At 27.1% G+C, this 16,831-nt stretch carries 19 protein-coding genes and 2 tRNA genes; 8 read left to right on the top strand and 13 right to left on the bottom strand.

Annotated elements, in window-relative coordinates; genetic code table 11:
* Positions 1–122: 122 nt before the first annotated feature.
* Positions 123–569 (bottom strand): adenylyltransferase/cytidyltransferase family protein, encoded by a 447-nt coding sequence (locus BZ132_RS02055; protein ID WP_011405991.1) that lies wholly within the window; start codon positions 567–569, stop codon positions 123–125.
* A 27-nt stretch (positions 570–596) separates the two neighbouring features.
* The gene (gene hisA / locus BZ132_RS02050; RefSeq protein ID WP_011405990.1) at positions 597–1,310 is read right to left on the bottom strand and encodes a 1-(5-phosphoribosyl)-5-[(5-phosphoribosylamino)methylideneamino]imidazole-4-carboxamide isomerase; all 714 of its coding nucleotides are present in this window, start codon (positions 1,308–1,310) and stop codon (positions 597–599) included.
* 153 nt (positions 1,311–1,463) lie between these two features.
* On the opposite strand from hisA, the gene truA reads away from it, so the two are divergent.
* From truA to BZ132_RS02035, 3 genes are read left to right on the top strand one after another with little or no spacing between them, the layout of a single operon-like run.
* The gene (gene truA / locus BZ132_RS02045; RefSeq protein ID WP_011405989.1) at positions 1,464–2,288 is read left to right on the top strand and encodes a tRNA pseudouridine(38-40) synthase TruA; all 825 of its coding nucleotides are present in this window, start codon (positions 1,464–1,466) and stop codon (positions 2,286–2,288) included.
* A 14-nt stretch (positions 2,289–2,302) separates the two neighbouring features.
* On the top strand, positions 2,303–3,289 hold the full coding sequence (locus BZ132_RS02040) for an ATP-grasp domain-containing protein (protein ID WP_011405988.1): 987 nt from the start codon (positions 2,303–2,305) through the stop codon (positions 3,287–3,289).
* Between the two features lie 24 nt (positions 3,290–3,313).
* Positions 3,314–4,363, top strand: coding sequence for a hydantoinase/oxoprolinase family protein (locus BZ132_RS02035; RefSeq protein ID WP_011405987.1), 1,050 nt, complete (start codon positions 3,314–3,316; stop codon positions 4,361–4,363).
* A gap of 54 nt (positions 4,364–4,417) precedes the next feature.
* Here the strand turns inward: BZ132_RS02035 and BZ132_RS02030 are convergent, their stop codons facing one another.
* Positions 4,418–4,981, bottom strand: coding sequence for a CDP-2,3-bis-(O-geranylgeranyl)-sn-glycerol synthase (locus tag BZ132_RS02030; RefSeq protein WP_286940307.1), 564 nt, complete (start codon positions 4,979–4,981; stop codon positions 4,418–4,420).
* Positions 4,982–5,185: 204 nt separating this feature from the next.
* On the opposite strand from BZ132_RS02030, the gene tes reads away from it, so the two are divergent.
* Together tes and BZ132_RS02020 are read left to right on the top strand one after the other, a co-directional pair.
* Positions 5,186–6,736: a tetraether lipid synthase Tes gene (tes, locus tag BZ132_RS02025; protein ID WP_286940306.1), complete on the top strand. Its 1,551-nt coding sequence runs from the start codon at positions 5,186–5,188 to the stop codon at positions 6,734–6,736.
* A 338-nt stretch (positions 6,737–7,074) separates the two neighbouring features.
* Complete coding sequence (locus BZ132_RS02020; protein WP_011405984.1) at positions 7,075–7,281, top strand: histone family protein; 207 nt, start codon at positions 7,075–7,077, stop codon at positions 7,279–7,281.
* A 13-nt stretch (positions 7,282–7,294) separates the two neighbouring features.
* Here the strand turns inward: BZ132_RS02020 and BZ132_RS02015 are convergent, their stop codons facing one another.
* The 3 genes from BZ132_RS02015 to BZ132_RS02005 form a co-directional block, all read right to left on the bottom strand.
* Positions 7,295–7,522, bottom strand: coding sequence for a hypothetical protein (locus tag BZ132_RS02015; protein WP_011405983.1), 228 nt, complete (start codon positions 7,520–7,522; stop codon positions 7,295–7,297).
* Between the two features lie 4 nt (positions 7,523–7,526).
* The gene (locus BZ132_RS02010; protein WP_158005522.1) at positions 7,527–8,045 is read right to left on the bottom strand and encodes a DUF2953 domain-containing protein; all 519 of its coding nucleotides are present in this window, start codon (positions 8,043–8,045) and stop codon (positions 7,527–7,529) included.
* Between the two features lie 238 nt (positions 8,046–8,283).
* Positions 8,284–8,754 (bottom strand): GerW family sporulation protein, encoded by a 471-nt coding sequence (locus tag BZ132_RS02005; RefSeq protein WP_011405981.1) that lies wholly within the window; start codon positions 8,752–8,754, stop codon positions 8,284–8,286.
* Positions 8,755–8,897: 143 nt separating this feature from the next.
* Here BZ132_RS02005 and BZ132_RS02000 point away from each other — a divergent pair.
* Positions 8,898–8,969: transfer RNA gene (locus BZ132_RS02000), tRNA-Val, on the top strand.
* Between the two features lie 21 nt (positions 8,970–8,990).
* Positions 8,991–9,063 (top strand) — tRNA-Phe (locus tag BZ132_RS01995).
* Between the two features lie 144 nt (positions 9,064–9,207).
* Here the strand turns inward: BZ132_RS01995 and BZ132_RS01990 are convergent.
* The 6 genes from BZ132_RS01990 to BZ132_RS01965 form a co-directional block, all read right to left on the bottom strand.
* A complete protein-coding gene (locus BZ132_RS01990) occupies positions 9,208–9,960 on the bottom strand; it encodes a hypothetical protein (protein WP_011405980.1) in 753 nt (250 codons plus the stop codon).
* Positions 9,961–10,016: 56 nt separating this feature from the next.
* Positions 10,017–11,291, bottom strand: a complete 1,275-nt coding sequence (locus BZ132_RS01985) for a tRNA (N(6)-L-threonylcarbamoyladenosine(37)-C(2))-methylthiotransferase (RefSeq protein ID WP_011405979.1) — start codon at positions 11,289–11,291, stop codon at positions 10,017–10,019.
* A gap of 23 nt (positions 11,292–11,314) precedes the next feature.
* Positions 11,315–11,953 (bottom strand): HVO_0476 family zinc finger protein, encoded by a 639-nt coding sequence (locus tag BZ132_RS01980; RefSeq protein ID WP_011405978.1) that lies wholly within the window; start codon positions 11,951–11,953, stop codon positions 11,315–11,317.
* 2 nt (positions 11,954–11,955) lie between these two features.
* Positions 11,956–12,447, bottom strand: coding sequence for a homoaconitase small subunit (gene hacB, locus BZ132_RS01975; protein ID WP_011405977.1), 492 nt, complete (start codon positions 12,445–12,447; stop codon positions 11,956–11,958).
* 11 nt (positions 12,448–12,458) lie between these two features.
* The gene (locus BZ132_RS01970; RefSeq protein WP_011405976.1) at positions 12,459–13,436 is read right to left on the bottom strand and encodes a beta-ribofuranosylaminobenzene 5'-phosphate synthase; all 978 of its coding nucleotides are present in this window, start codon (positions 13,434–13,436) and stop codon (positions 12,459–12,461) included.
* 148 nt (positions 13,437–13,584) lie between these two features.
* Positions 13,585–15,210, bottom strand: a complete 1,626-nt coding sequence (locus BZ132_RS01965; RefSeq protein WP_286940301.1) for a tRNA uridine(34) 5-carboxymethylaminomethyl modification radical SAM/GNAT enzyme Elp3 — start codon at positions 15,208–15,210, stop codon at positions 13,585–13,587.
* A gap of 128 nt (positions 15,211–15,338) precedes the next feature.
* Here BZ132_RS01965 and BZ132_RS01960 point away from each other — a divergent pair, with 128 nt between their 5' ends.
* Positions 15,339–15,641 carry a PRC-barrel domain-containing protein gene (locus BZ132_RS01960; RefSeq protein ID WP_011405974.1) on the top strand — a complete coding sequence of 101 codons (303 nt, stop codon included), beginning with the start codon at positions 15,339–15,341 and terminating at the stop codon, positions 15,639–15,641.
* Between the two features lie 18 nt (positions 15,642–15,659).
* Here BZ132_RS01960 and BZ132_RS01955 read toward each other — a convergent pair whose 3' ends face one another.
* Positions 15,660–16,820, bottom strand: coding sequence for a pyridoxal phosphate-dependent aminotransferase (locus BZ132_RS01955; RefSeq protein WP_011405973.1), 1,161 nt, complete (start codon positions 16,818–16,820; stop codon positions 15,660–15,662).
* Positions 16,821–16,831 lie beyond the last annotated feature (11 nt).

Genomic DNA, 16,831 nt, shown 5'->3' with positions numbered 1-16,831 from the left:
ATGGATTTATTATACTAATTAATTATACCCAAATAATCAAAAAATATTCTATTCCCATATCCACCTAAATGACATATTAAAAGAAATAACATCAAATATACTCATTAAATTTTATATATTCACTATTGGCAATTTTCCAAATAATCCATATCAAAATCTGTTTGTTTTATTTTACGTATAATTTTACAACTACTATCTAATTCAAATTTTTTATAATCATTTATTTTAACAACTTTTATGTCTAATCCCTTTTTTAGAAGAGATTTGTGTAATGAGTCTGGATTGAAGTTTTGATCAGGACCTATCGTTATTATGTCTGGCTTTTTTTCTTTAACTATTTTAAAAGGATCTTTTTCATCCCCAACATATGCTTCATCAACACCTTTTAACATAGATACCATTTCACACCGTTGTTTTTCACCCACAATAGGTACTCGTTTATGATTTTTAACTGTTTTATCTGTTGCAACAACAACCATTAAAATTGCATTATCTCCACCAAGTTTTTTTGATTCTGATAAGTAAAAACCATGACCTGGATGTATTATATCAAATGTTCCTGAAGCCATAACTTTAATTTAAATACCCCCTTTAATCTATTTTTGATATTTTAAAGCATCTTCTAATGTTATTAATCCTTTGTATAATGCAGAACCAATTACAACATAATCTACTCCAATATCTGATAAAACTTTTAAATCATCAACAGAAGTTATACCACCAGAATATATTATTGGAATAGAGACATTATTTAATAATTCTTTTATAGGTTCAAGATTTATTCCATTTAATAACCCTTCAACATCCACATTTGTAAATAGTATTGAACCTGCACCCATTTTTTCAAATAATTTAGCATATTCAATTGGTGTTTTATCTGTAGATTCTTTCCAGCCATGTGTTACTACTTTGTTGTTTTTACTATCTAAAGAAACACAGATTCTTTCACAACCATATTCACTAGATAATTCCTTGATTATTTCTGGATTTTTAATTGCCATTGTACCTATTATTACAGTGTTAACTCCAATTTCAAGTAATTTCTTTGCATCACTAACGGATCTTATTCCTCCACCCAATTGAATAGGAGACTTTGTTTTTTCTATTATTTCTTTGACTATTGAAAGATTTCTTCCACTACCTAGTGCACCATCTAAATCAACAATATGTAATTTTTTTGCTCCCTTTTGTTCCCATTGTTTTGCTACTTCTGCAGGATTTTCAATTACTACTTGTTCTGTTCCAGGTTCTCCTTGTACTAACTGTACACATTTCCCATTTTTAATATCTACTGCTGGTATTATAATCATTATATTCAACTCATTTTTTTATAAAAAAGTTCTAATTATTTTAAATTTATATGTTTAATATATTATGTTATTAACGTTTAATATGTTGATAAAAAACTTAAAGAATATTTTACATATACATATATAGAAAAAATAAGTAGAGTTTGTTATTATATGAGACGAGTTGCATTAAAAATAGCTTATATTGGTTCTAATTTTCATGGATACCAAAGACAACCAAATTATAGAACAGTTGAAGGTGAATTACTTAGAGTTTTTAAGGAAACAAATATTATTGAAGATACATGGACTGCCCATTATTCTGTAGCTGGTAGAACAGATAAGGGAGTTCATTCTACTGGAAATGTTATTTCATTTATTACAGATGAAGATATTCATATAAATCAATTAAATGGCCTATTACCTGATGATATAAAGATTATTGGAGAAGCTCGTGTTCCATATGGTTTTAAGGTTAGATTTCCCCTAACTAGAACATACACATATATTCAACCCATTAGTCCCTTTGAAAAGAAGAATTTAGATATTACTAAGATGCATGTTGCAATGGAATCTTTTATTGGAAAACATAATTTTAGAAATTTTTCTAAAAGAAATGAAAAAAATCCCAATAGAAAAATAATTGATGTTAATCTAGAAGTAGACGAAGATGTTCTTATATTTACTATTGTAGGTGAGAGTTTTCTTTGGAATATGGTTCGTAAAATGGTTACATCCATTATGGAAGTTGGTTATGGTAAACTAGATATTAATGATATTAATGAATTATTAAAACCTAAAGAATTAAGACAATTTATTAGATTACAACCAGCACCTGCTAATGGATTAATATTAAGTGACATGGAGTATAAAAATATTAAATTTAAGGATTCAGAATATGCAAAAAACAAACTTGTTGAATTTTTAAAAAAGGAATATATGTTACATGAACAGGAAAAAAAGGCTGATTGTAGGTTAATTAAAATATTGAAAAAATAATTTAAGTGTTTATTATGAAAGTACTTGTATTTGAGTATTCAACTGTAATATTTGAGGATAATCTTATATCAGAGGGACTTAACATGTTAAAAAGTCTTCTCTCTGATTTAGATGGTATAAAAGAGTATGATGTTACATATCTTCTCAATAAAAATTTAAAAATAGACATATATCCCCATTCTAATGTTATTTATATTGATTGTGATTTATGTGAGTGGTTAGATAATAATTGTTCTAATTATGATTGTTGTATTTTTATTGCTCCTGAGGATGATTTAATTCAGTACAACATTACTTGTATCTTAGAAAAAAACGATGTTTTTTTAATTGGACCAACAAGTAATGCTTCCTATATATGTAGTAGCAAATATAAAACATACATGGAAGTTCCATCGAATATAAGAAAAATACCATCGTTTAAAATAGATGTTTCAATGACAGACTATGATTATATCAATAAACACATAGATTTAAAAGATAGTATAATTAAACCTGATGATAAAACATCATCTAATCTAATATACCACATACATAACACAGAAGAATTAAAAAAAATAATTACAACATATGAAGAACATTCCATAAAAACTGCAATAATACAACAATACATAGTTGGAACACCCATCAGTATAAGTGCAATATGTAATAACAAATACATTAAATGTATCAGTATTAATTCACAGGAAATTACTGAGAGTAAAAATCAGATAAAATACATGGGTTGTAAAACTCCCATAGAACATCCACTTAAAGAAAGAATCATTGATATTTCAAAAGATATTATAAAAAGTATCAATGGTTTATATGGATTTATTGGTATTGATTATATTATAAGTAAGAATGAAATATATTTTGTTGAAATAAATTCACGCATTACAACTCCATATATAGTACTGCATAATATTGTTAATGTAAATTTAACACAAACAATAATAGAACTTCTATTGGCTGATAAAAAAAGAGAAATTACAATAAATAATAATGGAACATTCTATAAATAACAAAAAAGTAATGAAGATGAAACTATGAAAATAATGGGATTAGATATTGGTGGAGCAAATACAGATTGTGCTATCATAGAAATAAACGATGAAAAACAAATAAAATCTATTAAAAAATCAAAAGAATATCTTCCAATGTGGATTGAAAATGATAAATTACCAGAATGTCTTTTAAAACTATCACAAGATGATTTAGATAGTATTGATGTAGTTTGTGTAACAATGACTGCAGAATTAGCAGATTCATATGAGAGTAAAACAGAAGGTGTTCTAGACATATCTAAAAAAGTAATGACTATATTTAATGATAAAATAGTTAAATTTGTAACATTTGATGGACTTAAATCATATGATGATATTCTTGAAAATCCATTAAATGCAGCTGCAGCTAACTGGGTAGGTACATCCAATGCAATAAAATACATAAAAAATAACTGTATTTTTATGGATATGGGTACAACTACAACAGATATTATTCCAATAATAAATAAACAAAACATTGCAAAACATACAGATGTTGAAAGATTAGGTTCTGGTGAATTAGTGTATACAGGAATGTTACGTACAAATATTGCAACAATTGTTCATAGTATTCCTATATATAATATAGATACTTCTGTAAGTAGTGAATTATTTACAATAACAGCCGATGTTCATAGAATACTTGGAAATATTACCCAAGAAGAATATACATGCAATACTCCAGATAATAAGGATAAAGACATTGTTTCATGTAAAAGAAGATTAAGTAGACTTGTTTGTGCTGATTTAGACTCATTAACAGATGAAACAATCAACAACATGGCACAATACATATACAAAAAACAAGTAAATCAAGTATTAACGGGATTAATAAAAGTTGTTGAAAAAACTGGACTTGATACTGTAGTAATATCTGATTTTGGTCATGGAAATATTTGTAAAAATGCTGCAAAACAATTGGGATTAAATATTATTAATATTGATGAATATATTTCAAAAGAAGCCACAAGTATTATAACAACAATAGGCGCCATACAAATGTATGTGGAAGAATATATTTCACAAGATTTTCCATTAATACAATACATTTAAAAAAAAAATGATTTGATTGAATCTAATCAATCCTTTTCTCATTATTTTTATTTCTTAATACCATACATCTTTTAAATTAATCATATATGCAAACATATTTGCACCAAGATGTAAAAAGATACTTACAAGTATGATTATTACAATCATTTCCAAACTTAGACTAACAACTGTTGAAACAAATAATAATGAAACAACAACAAAGTCTAACTGATCTAGTAATGGTACTGGTTTTCCACGTTCAAAATTCAATCTTCTTTTTAAAAAGCTACCAATAGCATCACCAATAAGTGCACCAAAACCTAATAAAAAGCCAACCAATAATCCTTGAGGTACAAACCCAGACATGAATGTTATTTGTGAAGCAGTTATATTAAAAAAATAACTTCCAATACCATAAGTTGCTAGAAGTCCTAAAATACCTCCAATAACCATTCCAAACAAGCCACCACAAACAGTACCTCTCCATGTGACACCATCACCAATTAATCTACGATTATCCCAGCAATAATGACCAAAATCCATAGGAGTTCCACCACCAAACACTAATGCAGAACCATTAGCAAGATATGCTGGAATCATTAAATATATTGAATAAAAAATTAAAGTTAAAATATCCATAATAAACCTCAGAATTTTGTAATTATATTTATACTTATAATTTTACTATTATTATAATATATGTAATTTCCATAAATATAAGCAATATATAATTATACCTAATCAATATAATTAATAATAATTATTATAGTCAAATAAATACTTTAAATATAAAAAACAAATTATTATAATTAATAGAGAGAATTTAAAAAAAAATAAAGGGGAGTGTTTAGAATATCAACAATTTCTAAAACTAAAAGCTTATGTCCAAACTGTTTAAAAATATTAGATGCTGAAGTTTATTCTGAAGATAATAAGATTTTTATTGAAAAAACATGCTCTGAACATGGAACTTTTAAAAATACCTATTGGCATGATGCTAAATTATTTGAAAAAACATTAGCCTATGAACCAGAACCACACAGATTAAAAAATCTTAAAGATGCTGAAAATGGAGAATGTCCATCTAATTGTGGATTATGTAACCAACATAAAAGTCAAACAATACTTGGTTTAATTGATGTGACAAATAGATGTAATCTAACCTGTCCAATATGTTTTGCTAATGCTGCTGCTTCTGGTACATTATATGAACCTACTCAAGATGAAATTAGAGGAATGCTTAAAAATTTAAGAAAAAATCAACCAGTTGCTACACCAGCAATACAATTTTCTGGAGGAGAACCTACTGTTCGAAGTGATATTGTAGAACTCATTAAAATAGCTAAAGAAGAAGGATTTACACATACTCAAATTGCAACAAATGGAATTGAACTTGCTAACAATGAAAATTTAGCTAAAGAACTTAAAGATGTAGGACTAAATACTGTTTATTTACAATTTGATGGAGTTACTGAAGAACCATACATAAAAACTAGAAATGCTAATATTCTAGATAAAAAAATAGAAGCTATTGAAAATTGTAGAAAAGTAGGACTTGGTGTTGTATTAGTACCTACACTTGTTAAAGGAATAAATGATGATCAAATTGGAGATATTATTCAATTTGCATTGGATAATATTGATGTTATTCGTGGAGTTAACTTCCAACCAGTATCATTTGCAGGACGTACACCCTCTGATAAAGTAGAACAACAACGTATAACAATTGATGATCTTGTCAATGATGTTGAAAAACAAACAAATGGAAAAATTAAAAAAGAAGCATTCTATCCTGCAGCTACTGTAGCTCCAATTTCTGAATTAATTGCTGCTATGAATAATGAAGAAGATGAAGTTACATTAACCTGTCATGAACATTGTGGTGTTGGAACTTATGTATTTAAGGAAGATAATGGTGAAATAATTCCTATCACAGACTTTATTAACGTTGATAAATTCATGAAATTAATTGAAGATAGTATTCCAGGTATTGAGAAAAACACAAAATACTCAAAAACAAAAACACTAGCTAAAGCTCTAAAAAATCTACCTAAAACTATTGATACTGATGAAACACCAAGCTATATAGATATTATTGATTTATTAAAAAATATATTCATAAAACAAGATTATCTTGCATTAGGTGATTTCCATATGAATGCTCTACTTATATCCTGTATGCACTTTATGGATCCATTTAACTTTGATCAAGATAGAGTAAGTCGATGTGTAATTCATTATGCTACACCAGATGGTAGAATTATCCCATTTTGTTCAATGAACAATATTTACAGAGAAAGTGTAGAATCTAAATTTAACATACCTTTAAATTCAGATAGAGCTAGAGAAATTATCAAAAACATTAATAAAGCCAAAAAAGAACATGGAAATTAAAATCCAATTCTTTTAATATCTTTTTTTAAAATTTATAAAATTAATGACTTTTAGATAACCTTAAATAATCAACATAATATTTTTCAAAAAGAATAATATAAATAAAATTAAGGATTTAAAAAAAAATTAGAAAGTTTTAAATAAAAACAATATTATATTACTTAACATAAATAGAGTATTTAAAAGATAATAAATCATAACATATACTGTATTTCTAAAAAAAATAAGAAATATCTTCAAAAAAAATTTTATGAAATACCACTTTTATGTTATACTATTAAAAAAATACAACAATAGATAAATTTTTTTATTTAATATTGAAAAGGAGGTAACTATATATGTCCGAATTACCCTTAACACCATTAGGTAGAATTATAAAAAACGGTGGTGCAGAAAGAGTAAGTGAAGATGCTAAAGTTGAATTATCTGCATTTTTAGAAGATACTGCAGAAGAACTTGCTAAATTAGCATTAAATAATGCTGAAGAAAATGGAAGAAAAACTTTAAAAGCAGAAGATATAAGTATCGCTTACAAAGAATTATAAGTAAAATAAATACTTATTTATTTTCTATAAATTTTTTTTTGAAGTTATTAAACTCATTATCAGACATAGAAACATTTTTAAAAAATATCTCACTTTTCTCAATTATTTTAAAAGCAATAACTTCATAATCTAGACTTAAAAATCCACTACCAATAACATCCACATCTAATTTTACATAGGGATATATCTTTCTATTATTGATTATTATAGGATCAATAAAATATTTTTTAGTAATTGACATTTAATCACCTACGTGCGATTTTAATTATTTTTATTATTAATTTTAATATGTTTATACTTGTAATTATCTTGAATATTATTCGTAGTATATTCATTATTATAATATCAAATGAAACTTCACAATCAAAATTAACAACAGCCTTATTTATAACAGGTGTTATTAGAATATGAATATCAAAAGGATATAATGGTGCTGTTATAGCCCATAAAATATTACAAATCTTTATTGTTAAATTATTATTTTTCAAACCAAAATCTAATTTAATGTTACTTTCCTTAAATTTACATAAAGTTACAATTAAAACTACAATTTTATATAAATCTGATGTAGATGCTTTTAGTGTTGGATATATTTCTTTAGCATTTTCTAATAAATTACTTGAAAATTCATCTTCATATTCATCAGTGTTATCTTCCCCTTTATCCTCATCACCATCATTATTATCATTAGAATTATTTTCATCTATAGAATCTAAATTTATAGTTCTAAGTAGAAAATTCCTTGATTTCCATATTACAAACACATCTAAAGCTTTCTTTTCAAAAACATATCTTAACTTTAAAAAATAATGTGTAATTATTATTTCACCATTCAAAGCTTGATTATTTCTATGAAATGATAAATATACACCCAATGGCTTCAAAAAGAATATGAATATTAATAAAATTACAATTAATAACAACATAAATATAATTTGAAGAATCATAAATTTAGCCCTAGAAATTACTTAAAAAAATATTTAAAAAAAATTAAAAGAATACTTAATTAGTATCTTTTTTCTGAGTAGATTTAGTACTTTCAGTACTTTTTGGTTTTATTTTAGTTTTGATTTTATTAATATTAGTTTCACTAGATTTACCTTCATCAGATTTACCTGATTTATTTCCTAAAAATCCTGTTAAAGCTTTTCCTGCACCTAAAAGTAAATCTTCAAGTGGAGTTCCCATGTTATCTAATGGTAATATTTCAACACCCTCTGGTCCCGGAACATCATTATATACTACAAGCAATGCTATAGGATCAATAGAACCTCCACCACCAGCCCCACCTAAAGCAGAATCTTCATCTTTTTTAGCATTAGAAGCTACACCCACACCAAAACCTAGTGCTGTTTTTGAGATAGGAATAATAATTCTATCACCAGCAGGTATTGGATTACCTGCAATACTATTAGCATTCATAAGTTTTTGAATTTGACTTATGGTTTTTTCTATTGTGCTATCTAAATCCATACTAATCTCCTTTTAAATTGTTTTATTATTCATTTAGAATATAGTAATTAATCTATAATAACTTCTTTAAATAATCATGGATAGAAAAGTATATATAATAGAGAATAAATAATTTATAAATAAGTATTGAAAAATATATTTCTGGGCCGGTGGTCTAGAGGTATGATACCTCCTTGACGTGGAGGGGATCACGAGTTCGAATCTCGTTCGGCCCATATTAAATTCTAATTTTAATTGCCGTGGTAGTTCAGTTGGGAGAACGCCAGACTGAAGATCTGGATGTCGCTGGTTCAAGTCCGGCCCACGGCATATTTTAAATAATATTACTATTTCTAACATTAAAAAAAATAATTTAATTAAGTCTATAGTATAAAGTGTATTAGTATACACACACATTTAAAAAAGCTATTTTAATAATTCTACAAAAAAAGATAAATAGATTAATAGCAGTTTTTATCTGCCAAAAAATCTTCCAATTATTTTATGAACAATAAATTGTGCAACTAATCCACCAATTCCAGTTATTATAGCACACAATACCATTGATGGTATAATTACTAATATATCAGTAGTTGTTATTATTGTGATTAATCCAATAATAAGTCCAAGTAATCCTGATAACATGAATGAATCTTTATATTTCATTTTTGGTAATATGAAAATTGAAAGAAAACCTGAAACAAATAGTGCCACTATTAACACAATCATCATCATATTAAAATGTTGCATAATAAATGCCATAGAATCTGTTGGTAGTGGACCATCACCTATAATTAAACCAAGTCCAATCATAACAACAAAGAAAAAATCAATTATTCCAAGTATTAAAGCTAATATTCTATAAAGCCAATTATTTGAAATTGATTGTTGATAATTATCAGACATGTTTGTCATTTGCATCTGATTCAAATTTAAACTATTTTTATACTTATTTAAACTATCTAAATCATATTGATACTTAAAACTTGTAGATCCACAGAATAGGCAAGCACCAGTTTCACGTGGATTCAATGATTTACATTTAGCACATATTTTATGGTATGCTATTTTTGGTACTTCTACATCATTTAATATAAATTGTAAGTCACGATTATCAGCTGCAAATTCAAGGGTATGTCCACAATTTTCACATTTATCAAAGACTAATGGAGTATTTTCCTTAACCTCAATAACTCTTTTACAATTTCGACATACTATATAATTCATAATATCAAATCTTTTCTATTTTTTTATTTATTTACTCTTTTAATTAATTATACATATTATATTCTTTGTGCTAAGAGATATGTTCTTTTACCTTCAATTATTTTTACATCCATAAATGAACCAATTTCAGCTTCATCCACTATTACATTTTTATATGAATCAGTGTAGCCAACATATCCACCAGAGGATCCCTTAGATGTAATTAAAACATTTTGAATGGTATTTTCATATTCTTTATTTTTCTCTAGCATGACCTCTGTTTTTACTTGATTTACTCTATGTGATCTATTCTTCATAATATTATGATCAATTTCTTTAAGATGATTTGATTTTGCACCAGGCCTGTGCATATACTTTGATATATGTACAATATCAGGTTTTATTTCTTTAAGTAATTCTAGTGTTTGATTAAAGTCTTCTTCAGTTTCTGTTGGATAACCAACTATAATATCAGTGGCAAGAGACATTTGAGGAATTTCTTTTCTAAATTCATTAAGTATGTATTTATATTCATCTAGTGTATGTTTTCTATTCATTTCTTTTAATACCTTAGGACTACCTGATTGTATTGGTAGATGTACAAAGTTAAATATCTTATCATTATTTTTAAATGCATCTATTACTTCATGTAATTGATTTTTAATACTTTGTGGATTCATCATACCTACACGAATACGAAAATCACCCTCAATTGCACCTAACTTATTTAGTAAATCAGCAAAGGATTCACCAGTATCCATACCAAAACATGCAGTATCCTGAGCAGTGACTTGTAATTCTTTACAACCATGTTCAACTGCATCTTTTGCTTCCTCAACAATAACATCAATTGGATAACTTATTAAAAAACCACGAGCTATTCTTGTACAACAAAAGGTACATTGACCATTACATCCTTCACAAATTTGAAGAATATGAACCAAACTTTCAGAATTTTTTTTACCCTTACCAGCTTTAATAGCCCTAGTTTTTCCATATTCATGTACTACTTCACCATTTATTGCTTTTTCAACCACCTCATCCACTTTATCAAGTTTATGTGGTCCAATCCAGCAATCATCACCAGCAAATTTTTCAAGTCTCTTATCATCAACTTCAACCATACATCCCCCAATAATTAATTTCTTATCTGGAAACTCGGTTTTATATTTACGAATTTTAGTAATCATCTTCTGTTCAGTAGGAAGTTTTACATAACATGTATTTAGTATAATTACATCAGCTTCTTCTACATCATAAACAATATCATACTTCTTAGCTAAGATATTAGCCATAATATCAGTATCTGCTTGATTAAATGTACATCCATGTGTTTCTAAATATATTTTCATGTTATCACAAAAAATATTAAATTTTAATTATAATCTTTTTCTTTAATTGTTGTTTTAATAACATACTCAGATAAATCATATTTAACTTTAGATTTATCATTACGTGGTAATAACCTACCATATACTCTTTTAATTACCTTAGCATAAGCAAAACCCGTTCTCATATTTCTTTCCAATGTTTTAAAAGCATATATTCTAAATTTTAAACCATTAACTTCCCCAACATCATCTATAGCAAAGGTAAATTCCCTTTCAATTTCAATTTTATGAGATAAAACAGTACCATGATTATCTATTGATAAACCTATACGTGCAGGTGTATCTAATGATTTTGCCCATATTGTTTTAATATCAATAACAGGACATTCATAACATCTATTTCCCTCATTATTTTCAATAGAAGTCACTTCCACATCCTTACCATCAAGATATAATAAAGTACCCACTTCTAAATATTCATCAGAATATAAATCAATGGTAGTTTTCCATGATCTTTCAAATTCACTGATTATAACACGTACTTTCACTTCATGCGCTTCCTCTGGAGCAGTTTCATGATATATGTGTCCACATTCATCACATTTAACTAGTAATTGTCTATTATTTTTTCCATTAGCCTTTAATATTTCATATTCATCTTCACCACAAACTGGACAAACCATAACTATACCTCCTTCTTATTTTTTAAATATTGATTAACAAGACCACCATTTTCTAAAATATCCAACATTTCAGCATCAAATGGCTTAATTTTAAATGTTTTTTTAGTTGTTTCATTTATAATAATTCCATCTTCAATATTTACTTCTAAAATATCCCCTTCATCCACTTCAATATCTGCTGTTATAACAGGTAAGCCAATATTAATAGCATTTCTATAAAAAATTCTGGCAAATGATTTAGCTATTACTGCTGATACTCCTGCTGTCTTTATTGCAACCGGTGCCTGTTCCCTTGAAGATCCACAACCAAAATTCCATCCACCAACAATTATATCTCCCTTTCCAACTTTACTTGAAAATTCTGGATCTTCAGCTTCCATTACATGTGCTGCTAAATCTTCTGGATTAAATGTTCTTAAATATCTTCCAGCAATAATTACATCAGTATCTATACAATCTCTAAATGTCCATACTTTTCCTTTCATACTATCCATAAATCTTCCTCCTATCTTATTTTTGAACCTTCATTTTTTCCATTTGTAATTTTTATAAAACTATCATTACCCATTAAATCCTGAAGATCTTTTTTCATACTTTTAACATTCGTATCAGTTATACCAAAACATGTAGGACCAAATGAACTCATACCTGCACCTTCAATACCATTATCAAGCATGTATTCTATGATATTGTTAACTTTTTGTGATTGTAGATTCCGTTCTATTTTCTTAAATCCTATTGTTTGAATCTTATTTATAGCATCACCAAAACTTACAATGTCCTTTTCTAATACTGCTGGCATTAATTTCATTAAAGTAATATAACATATTCTTTCAACATCATGTAAATTTATTGGAGAATACTCTTGGAAAATATTAACTTCTCTACTTCCTGAAACTCCTTGATTAAAATTAGGTGTTGCAATTAATATATTCCAATCCTCTGGAAAATCATATCTTACTAAAAGTGGTGGTGGTGCTACATGCGATGCTGATGATGGAAGAAAATCCTTTTTAATATTTTTTTTATGTCCACCATCAATAATTAAACCACCATGATTAAAGGAATGTACTCCAATACCACTTGTTCCACCACGTTGTACTATCTTTGCTATTTCAAAAACATCTAAATCAACACCATTAATCTTAGCAACTAATTGTCCAGTTGAAAGTAGTAATTGTGTTCCCAATCCTAGACCATGATGTATTGGATAGATTTTTTTTACTCTAAATCTATAGGAATTATTAATTCCAAGATATTCCTGCATATTATTACAAGCAGTTAATATCTTTGATTTATATTCATCCACATAACTATATCTTGTGTCTTCAAATAATATTTCTGTTTGAGAATCATTGAAGTCACACTCTAATATTAATGATGGATTCTTTAGTGTTATACCAATACCACCATCAATTCTACCCTCAGATCCATTAAGATCAATTAATGATAAATGTAATCTTGCAGAAGTTTCTATTTCCAAAATAATACAACCTATAAAAAGTATGTTTTTAAATATTTTTAAACTATATTTATCTTTATGAATTATTATTTATACTATTTATTATTTTTTCAAGAATAGATAAATAAGTAATTTAATAAAAAGAGAATAATAAAAAGAAAAGGAATAATTAAATGAATTTAGACATGTATGGACCATCCTTATAATATCCAAATTTACGATAATAATCTCTTACACCAATTCCACTAATTATTAGCATTTTATTTTTATTATATTCATCTTTTGCTATTCTTTCAGCTTCTTCTAATAATTGGGCACCATAACCTTTATGTTGCCATAAATTATCATCATTTTTACCAATTTTCTGCATTTGTCCATAAACATGTAATTCTCTAATCAATGAACTTGAACTTGTAATTTCCTTCCTAAATACTCTATTGGATGGTATTCTTAAACGAGTAAATCCAATTAAAATATCATTTTCCACATCTTCTATAGATAAAAATATTTCATGTCCACCTACTACATCATAATCTGTTCTTAGTAATTCTATATTATTATAGTCAGGTTCTATTCCATGTGCCTTTTTATGACCTACCTCCCTACATCTAATACATTGACATTGAATATCCTCCTCTTCAAGACGATTATATACTAATTCTCCAAGATTTGATTTTTTAACTCCAGCATCAATTAATGTTGCTGGAATATCTCTTTGAATTCTCATTGTTCTAACCCATTTTGGTAGAATTTTTTTAACTTCAACTATTAAATCCACTGCTTGTTGAGATGTGTATGGTTCATATTCGCCCTTTTTCCACATATCATAGAATTCTGAGCCCTCTGTAACAAGACATGGATAGATTTTTAACATGTCTGGTGAAAATAATGGTTCATTAAATAAACGTTTAAACATGTTAACATCACTACTAAATGAAGATAAAAGTCCTGGCATCATATGCATGGCAACTTTTATTCCAGAATCTCGTAATAATTGATTTGCCTCTATTACATCTTGAATTTTATGACCTCTATCAACTCGTTTATATATATGATTATATAATGTTTGAACACCTAATTCAACACGTGTTACTCCAAATTGTAACATTCTATTAATATCTTCCATTTTAGCATAATCTGGTCTTGTTTCAAATGTTAATCCTATACATCTTACCTTTGAATGTTCATTATTTTTCTGTGCATCATGTATGTATTGGAAATCCTCTGGAGGTATTATTTTGATTTCCCTTTGATTTACTGGTATTTTCTTACTAACTGTTTCAAAATCATTCATTGCCCTTAAACATTGTGTTACAAACCATTCCTGATAATCAAGAGTACATGAAGCAAATGTTCCGCCCATTATTATTAATTCCACCTTATCTATGGAATGACCAATATTTTTTAGTTGATATAATCTGTTGAATGTTTGAACATATGGATGAAAATGGAACATTCTTGCTCGTAAAGCTGCAGGTTCCTCACCAGTATAACTTGGAGGAGCAATGCTACTCTCAGGACAGTATTTACATCGTCCATGTGGACATTTATGTGGCCTACACATAACTGCTACTATTGCAACACCAGAAATTGTACGTGTTGGTTTTTTCATTAGAATTGGTCTTAAACTTTCTAATTCTTCTGGTTTTGCATACTGTAAAATTTTAGAATTACTCATGAAGCCACTTAATTTTAAGTCTCTACATGTTTGAATTTTAAGTTTTTCTAAATCCTTCTTTGTAGTTATATTTCTACTTAATGCTTCTTCTATTATTAATCTACACGCTTCCTGCATCTTTTATTCTCCTCCTTTTTATTAGTCATACAATTAAATTATTTATTTAAAAATTAATAAAACAAAAGATTATTTTAATAAGAAAATCAATATTATTATATAAAAAAAATTATTTAGAGGAACACTACATGAAAATATCGGAACTAATTGGTAAAAAAGTATTAGATGATAATGCTAATGAAATTGGTAAAATTCAAGATATTGATATTAATCTTAAAGAAAATACTATTTCTGAAATAACTATTAATCCTAATGAACTTAGTTTAAGAAAAGTTAATTTTAAAATAACTCCTGAAATGGTTTCTGAAGTAGGAGACTATTTATTATTGAACATATCTAAATCTGAAATTTCAAAGGATAATGAATCTAAAGAAGTTCCGGATGTAGAAGTAGTTAATCCAAGTGAATTAGAAGAAAGAAATACTTCTTAACTAATTCCTTATTTTTTCTTATTTTTTATTTTTTCTTTGTAATGTTAATATTGCATTTTTAAATTCATTCCTAAATTCCATAACTTCACTTGTAGGTATGGAATAACTTACACGTATGTATCTATCTCCAAAGCGTTTACTTGTATAATTTCCTTCTCTTACAAAGATATTTTTTTCTTCTAGAAGATACTCTGATAGATCCTCTGGTTTAACACCAGTTTGTGAAATATCTATTACCATCATATTTGCATCTGATGGATATACTGGTAGAAAAGCACCAGGTGTTTCATCAACAGCTTCTTTAATAAGTTCTTGATTTTTGAAACATGTTTCTTTTATATCTTCAATCCATGATGATTTACTATGTAGTCCTGCTATACCTGCTTCTTGTGCTAATGAATTTGTTCCAAGATCGTTTATTACACTAGCTCTTATTGGTCTCATTAAATCTGGAGAACTAATTACTGCCCCTATTCTTAAACCTGCCATTCCAAATATTTTAGAAAAACTATATATTGTAATTGTATGTTCTGGAGCATATTTTGCAACAAGAGTATGATCTCTTGCAAAGTCTTTGTATGTTATATCATGTAATACAATTATATTATTTTCTTTTGCAATTTCTGCAATTTCTTTTATTTCATCCTTAGTATATGCTGTTCCTATTGGATTTAATGGATCAATTAATACAATTAATTTTGTTTCCATATCTATATTTTCTTTAATAAGTTCTGGTGTTAATTTATAACCACATTCCTCATTATATATTGGTACTTCCTTTACATGATTTCCAAATCTATTACAGAAGTTATTAATAATTAAATATCCTGGATCTGATGCTATTGTATTTGTTACATGATATAATGATGTACTTATAGCAAGATATAGAGATTCTGTTGCACTTGCAGTTACTTGTACATCAAATAAATTAGGATCTAATTCTAAATCTTTAAGAATTAATTCTTTAAGTTCTGGAAAACCTTCAGGTGGTGGATATTTACAATAATCTCTTTTTTTAGCTCCAGCAATTAATGCATCTTCTATACCTTTATCCTTTTGTAAATGATTAGTATTTTGTCCCATCCAAATTAAATCTTCTTTTTTATATAAGTAATCAAAGAATTCATTTATTGTGTTAAATCCACTTGGAACTCTTTTTTCCTTCTTTTTAAAAACCATAATTCTACTCC

It is taken from the genome of Methanosphaera sp. DEW79, from assembly GCF_003266085.1.
In the GTDB taxonomy this organism is placed as follows: Archaea; Methanobacteriota; Methanobacteria; order Methanobacteriales; family Methanobacteriaceae; genus Methanosphaera; species Methanosphaera stadtmanae.
This window is presented reverse-complemented; position numbering and strand designations above follow the sequence as displayed.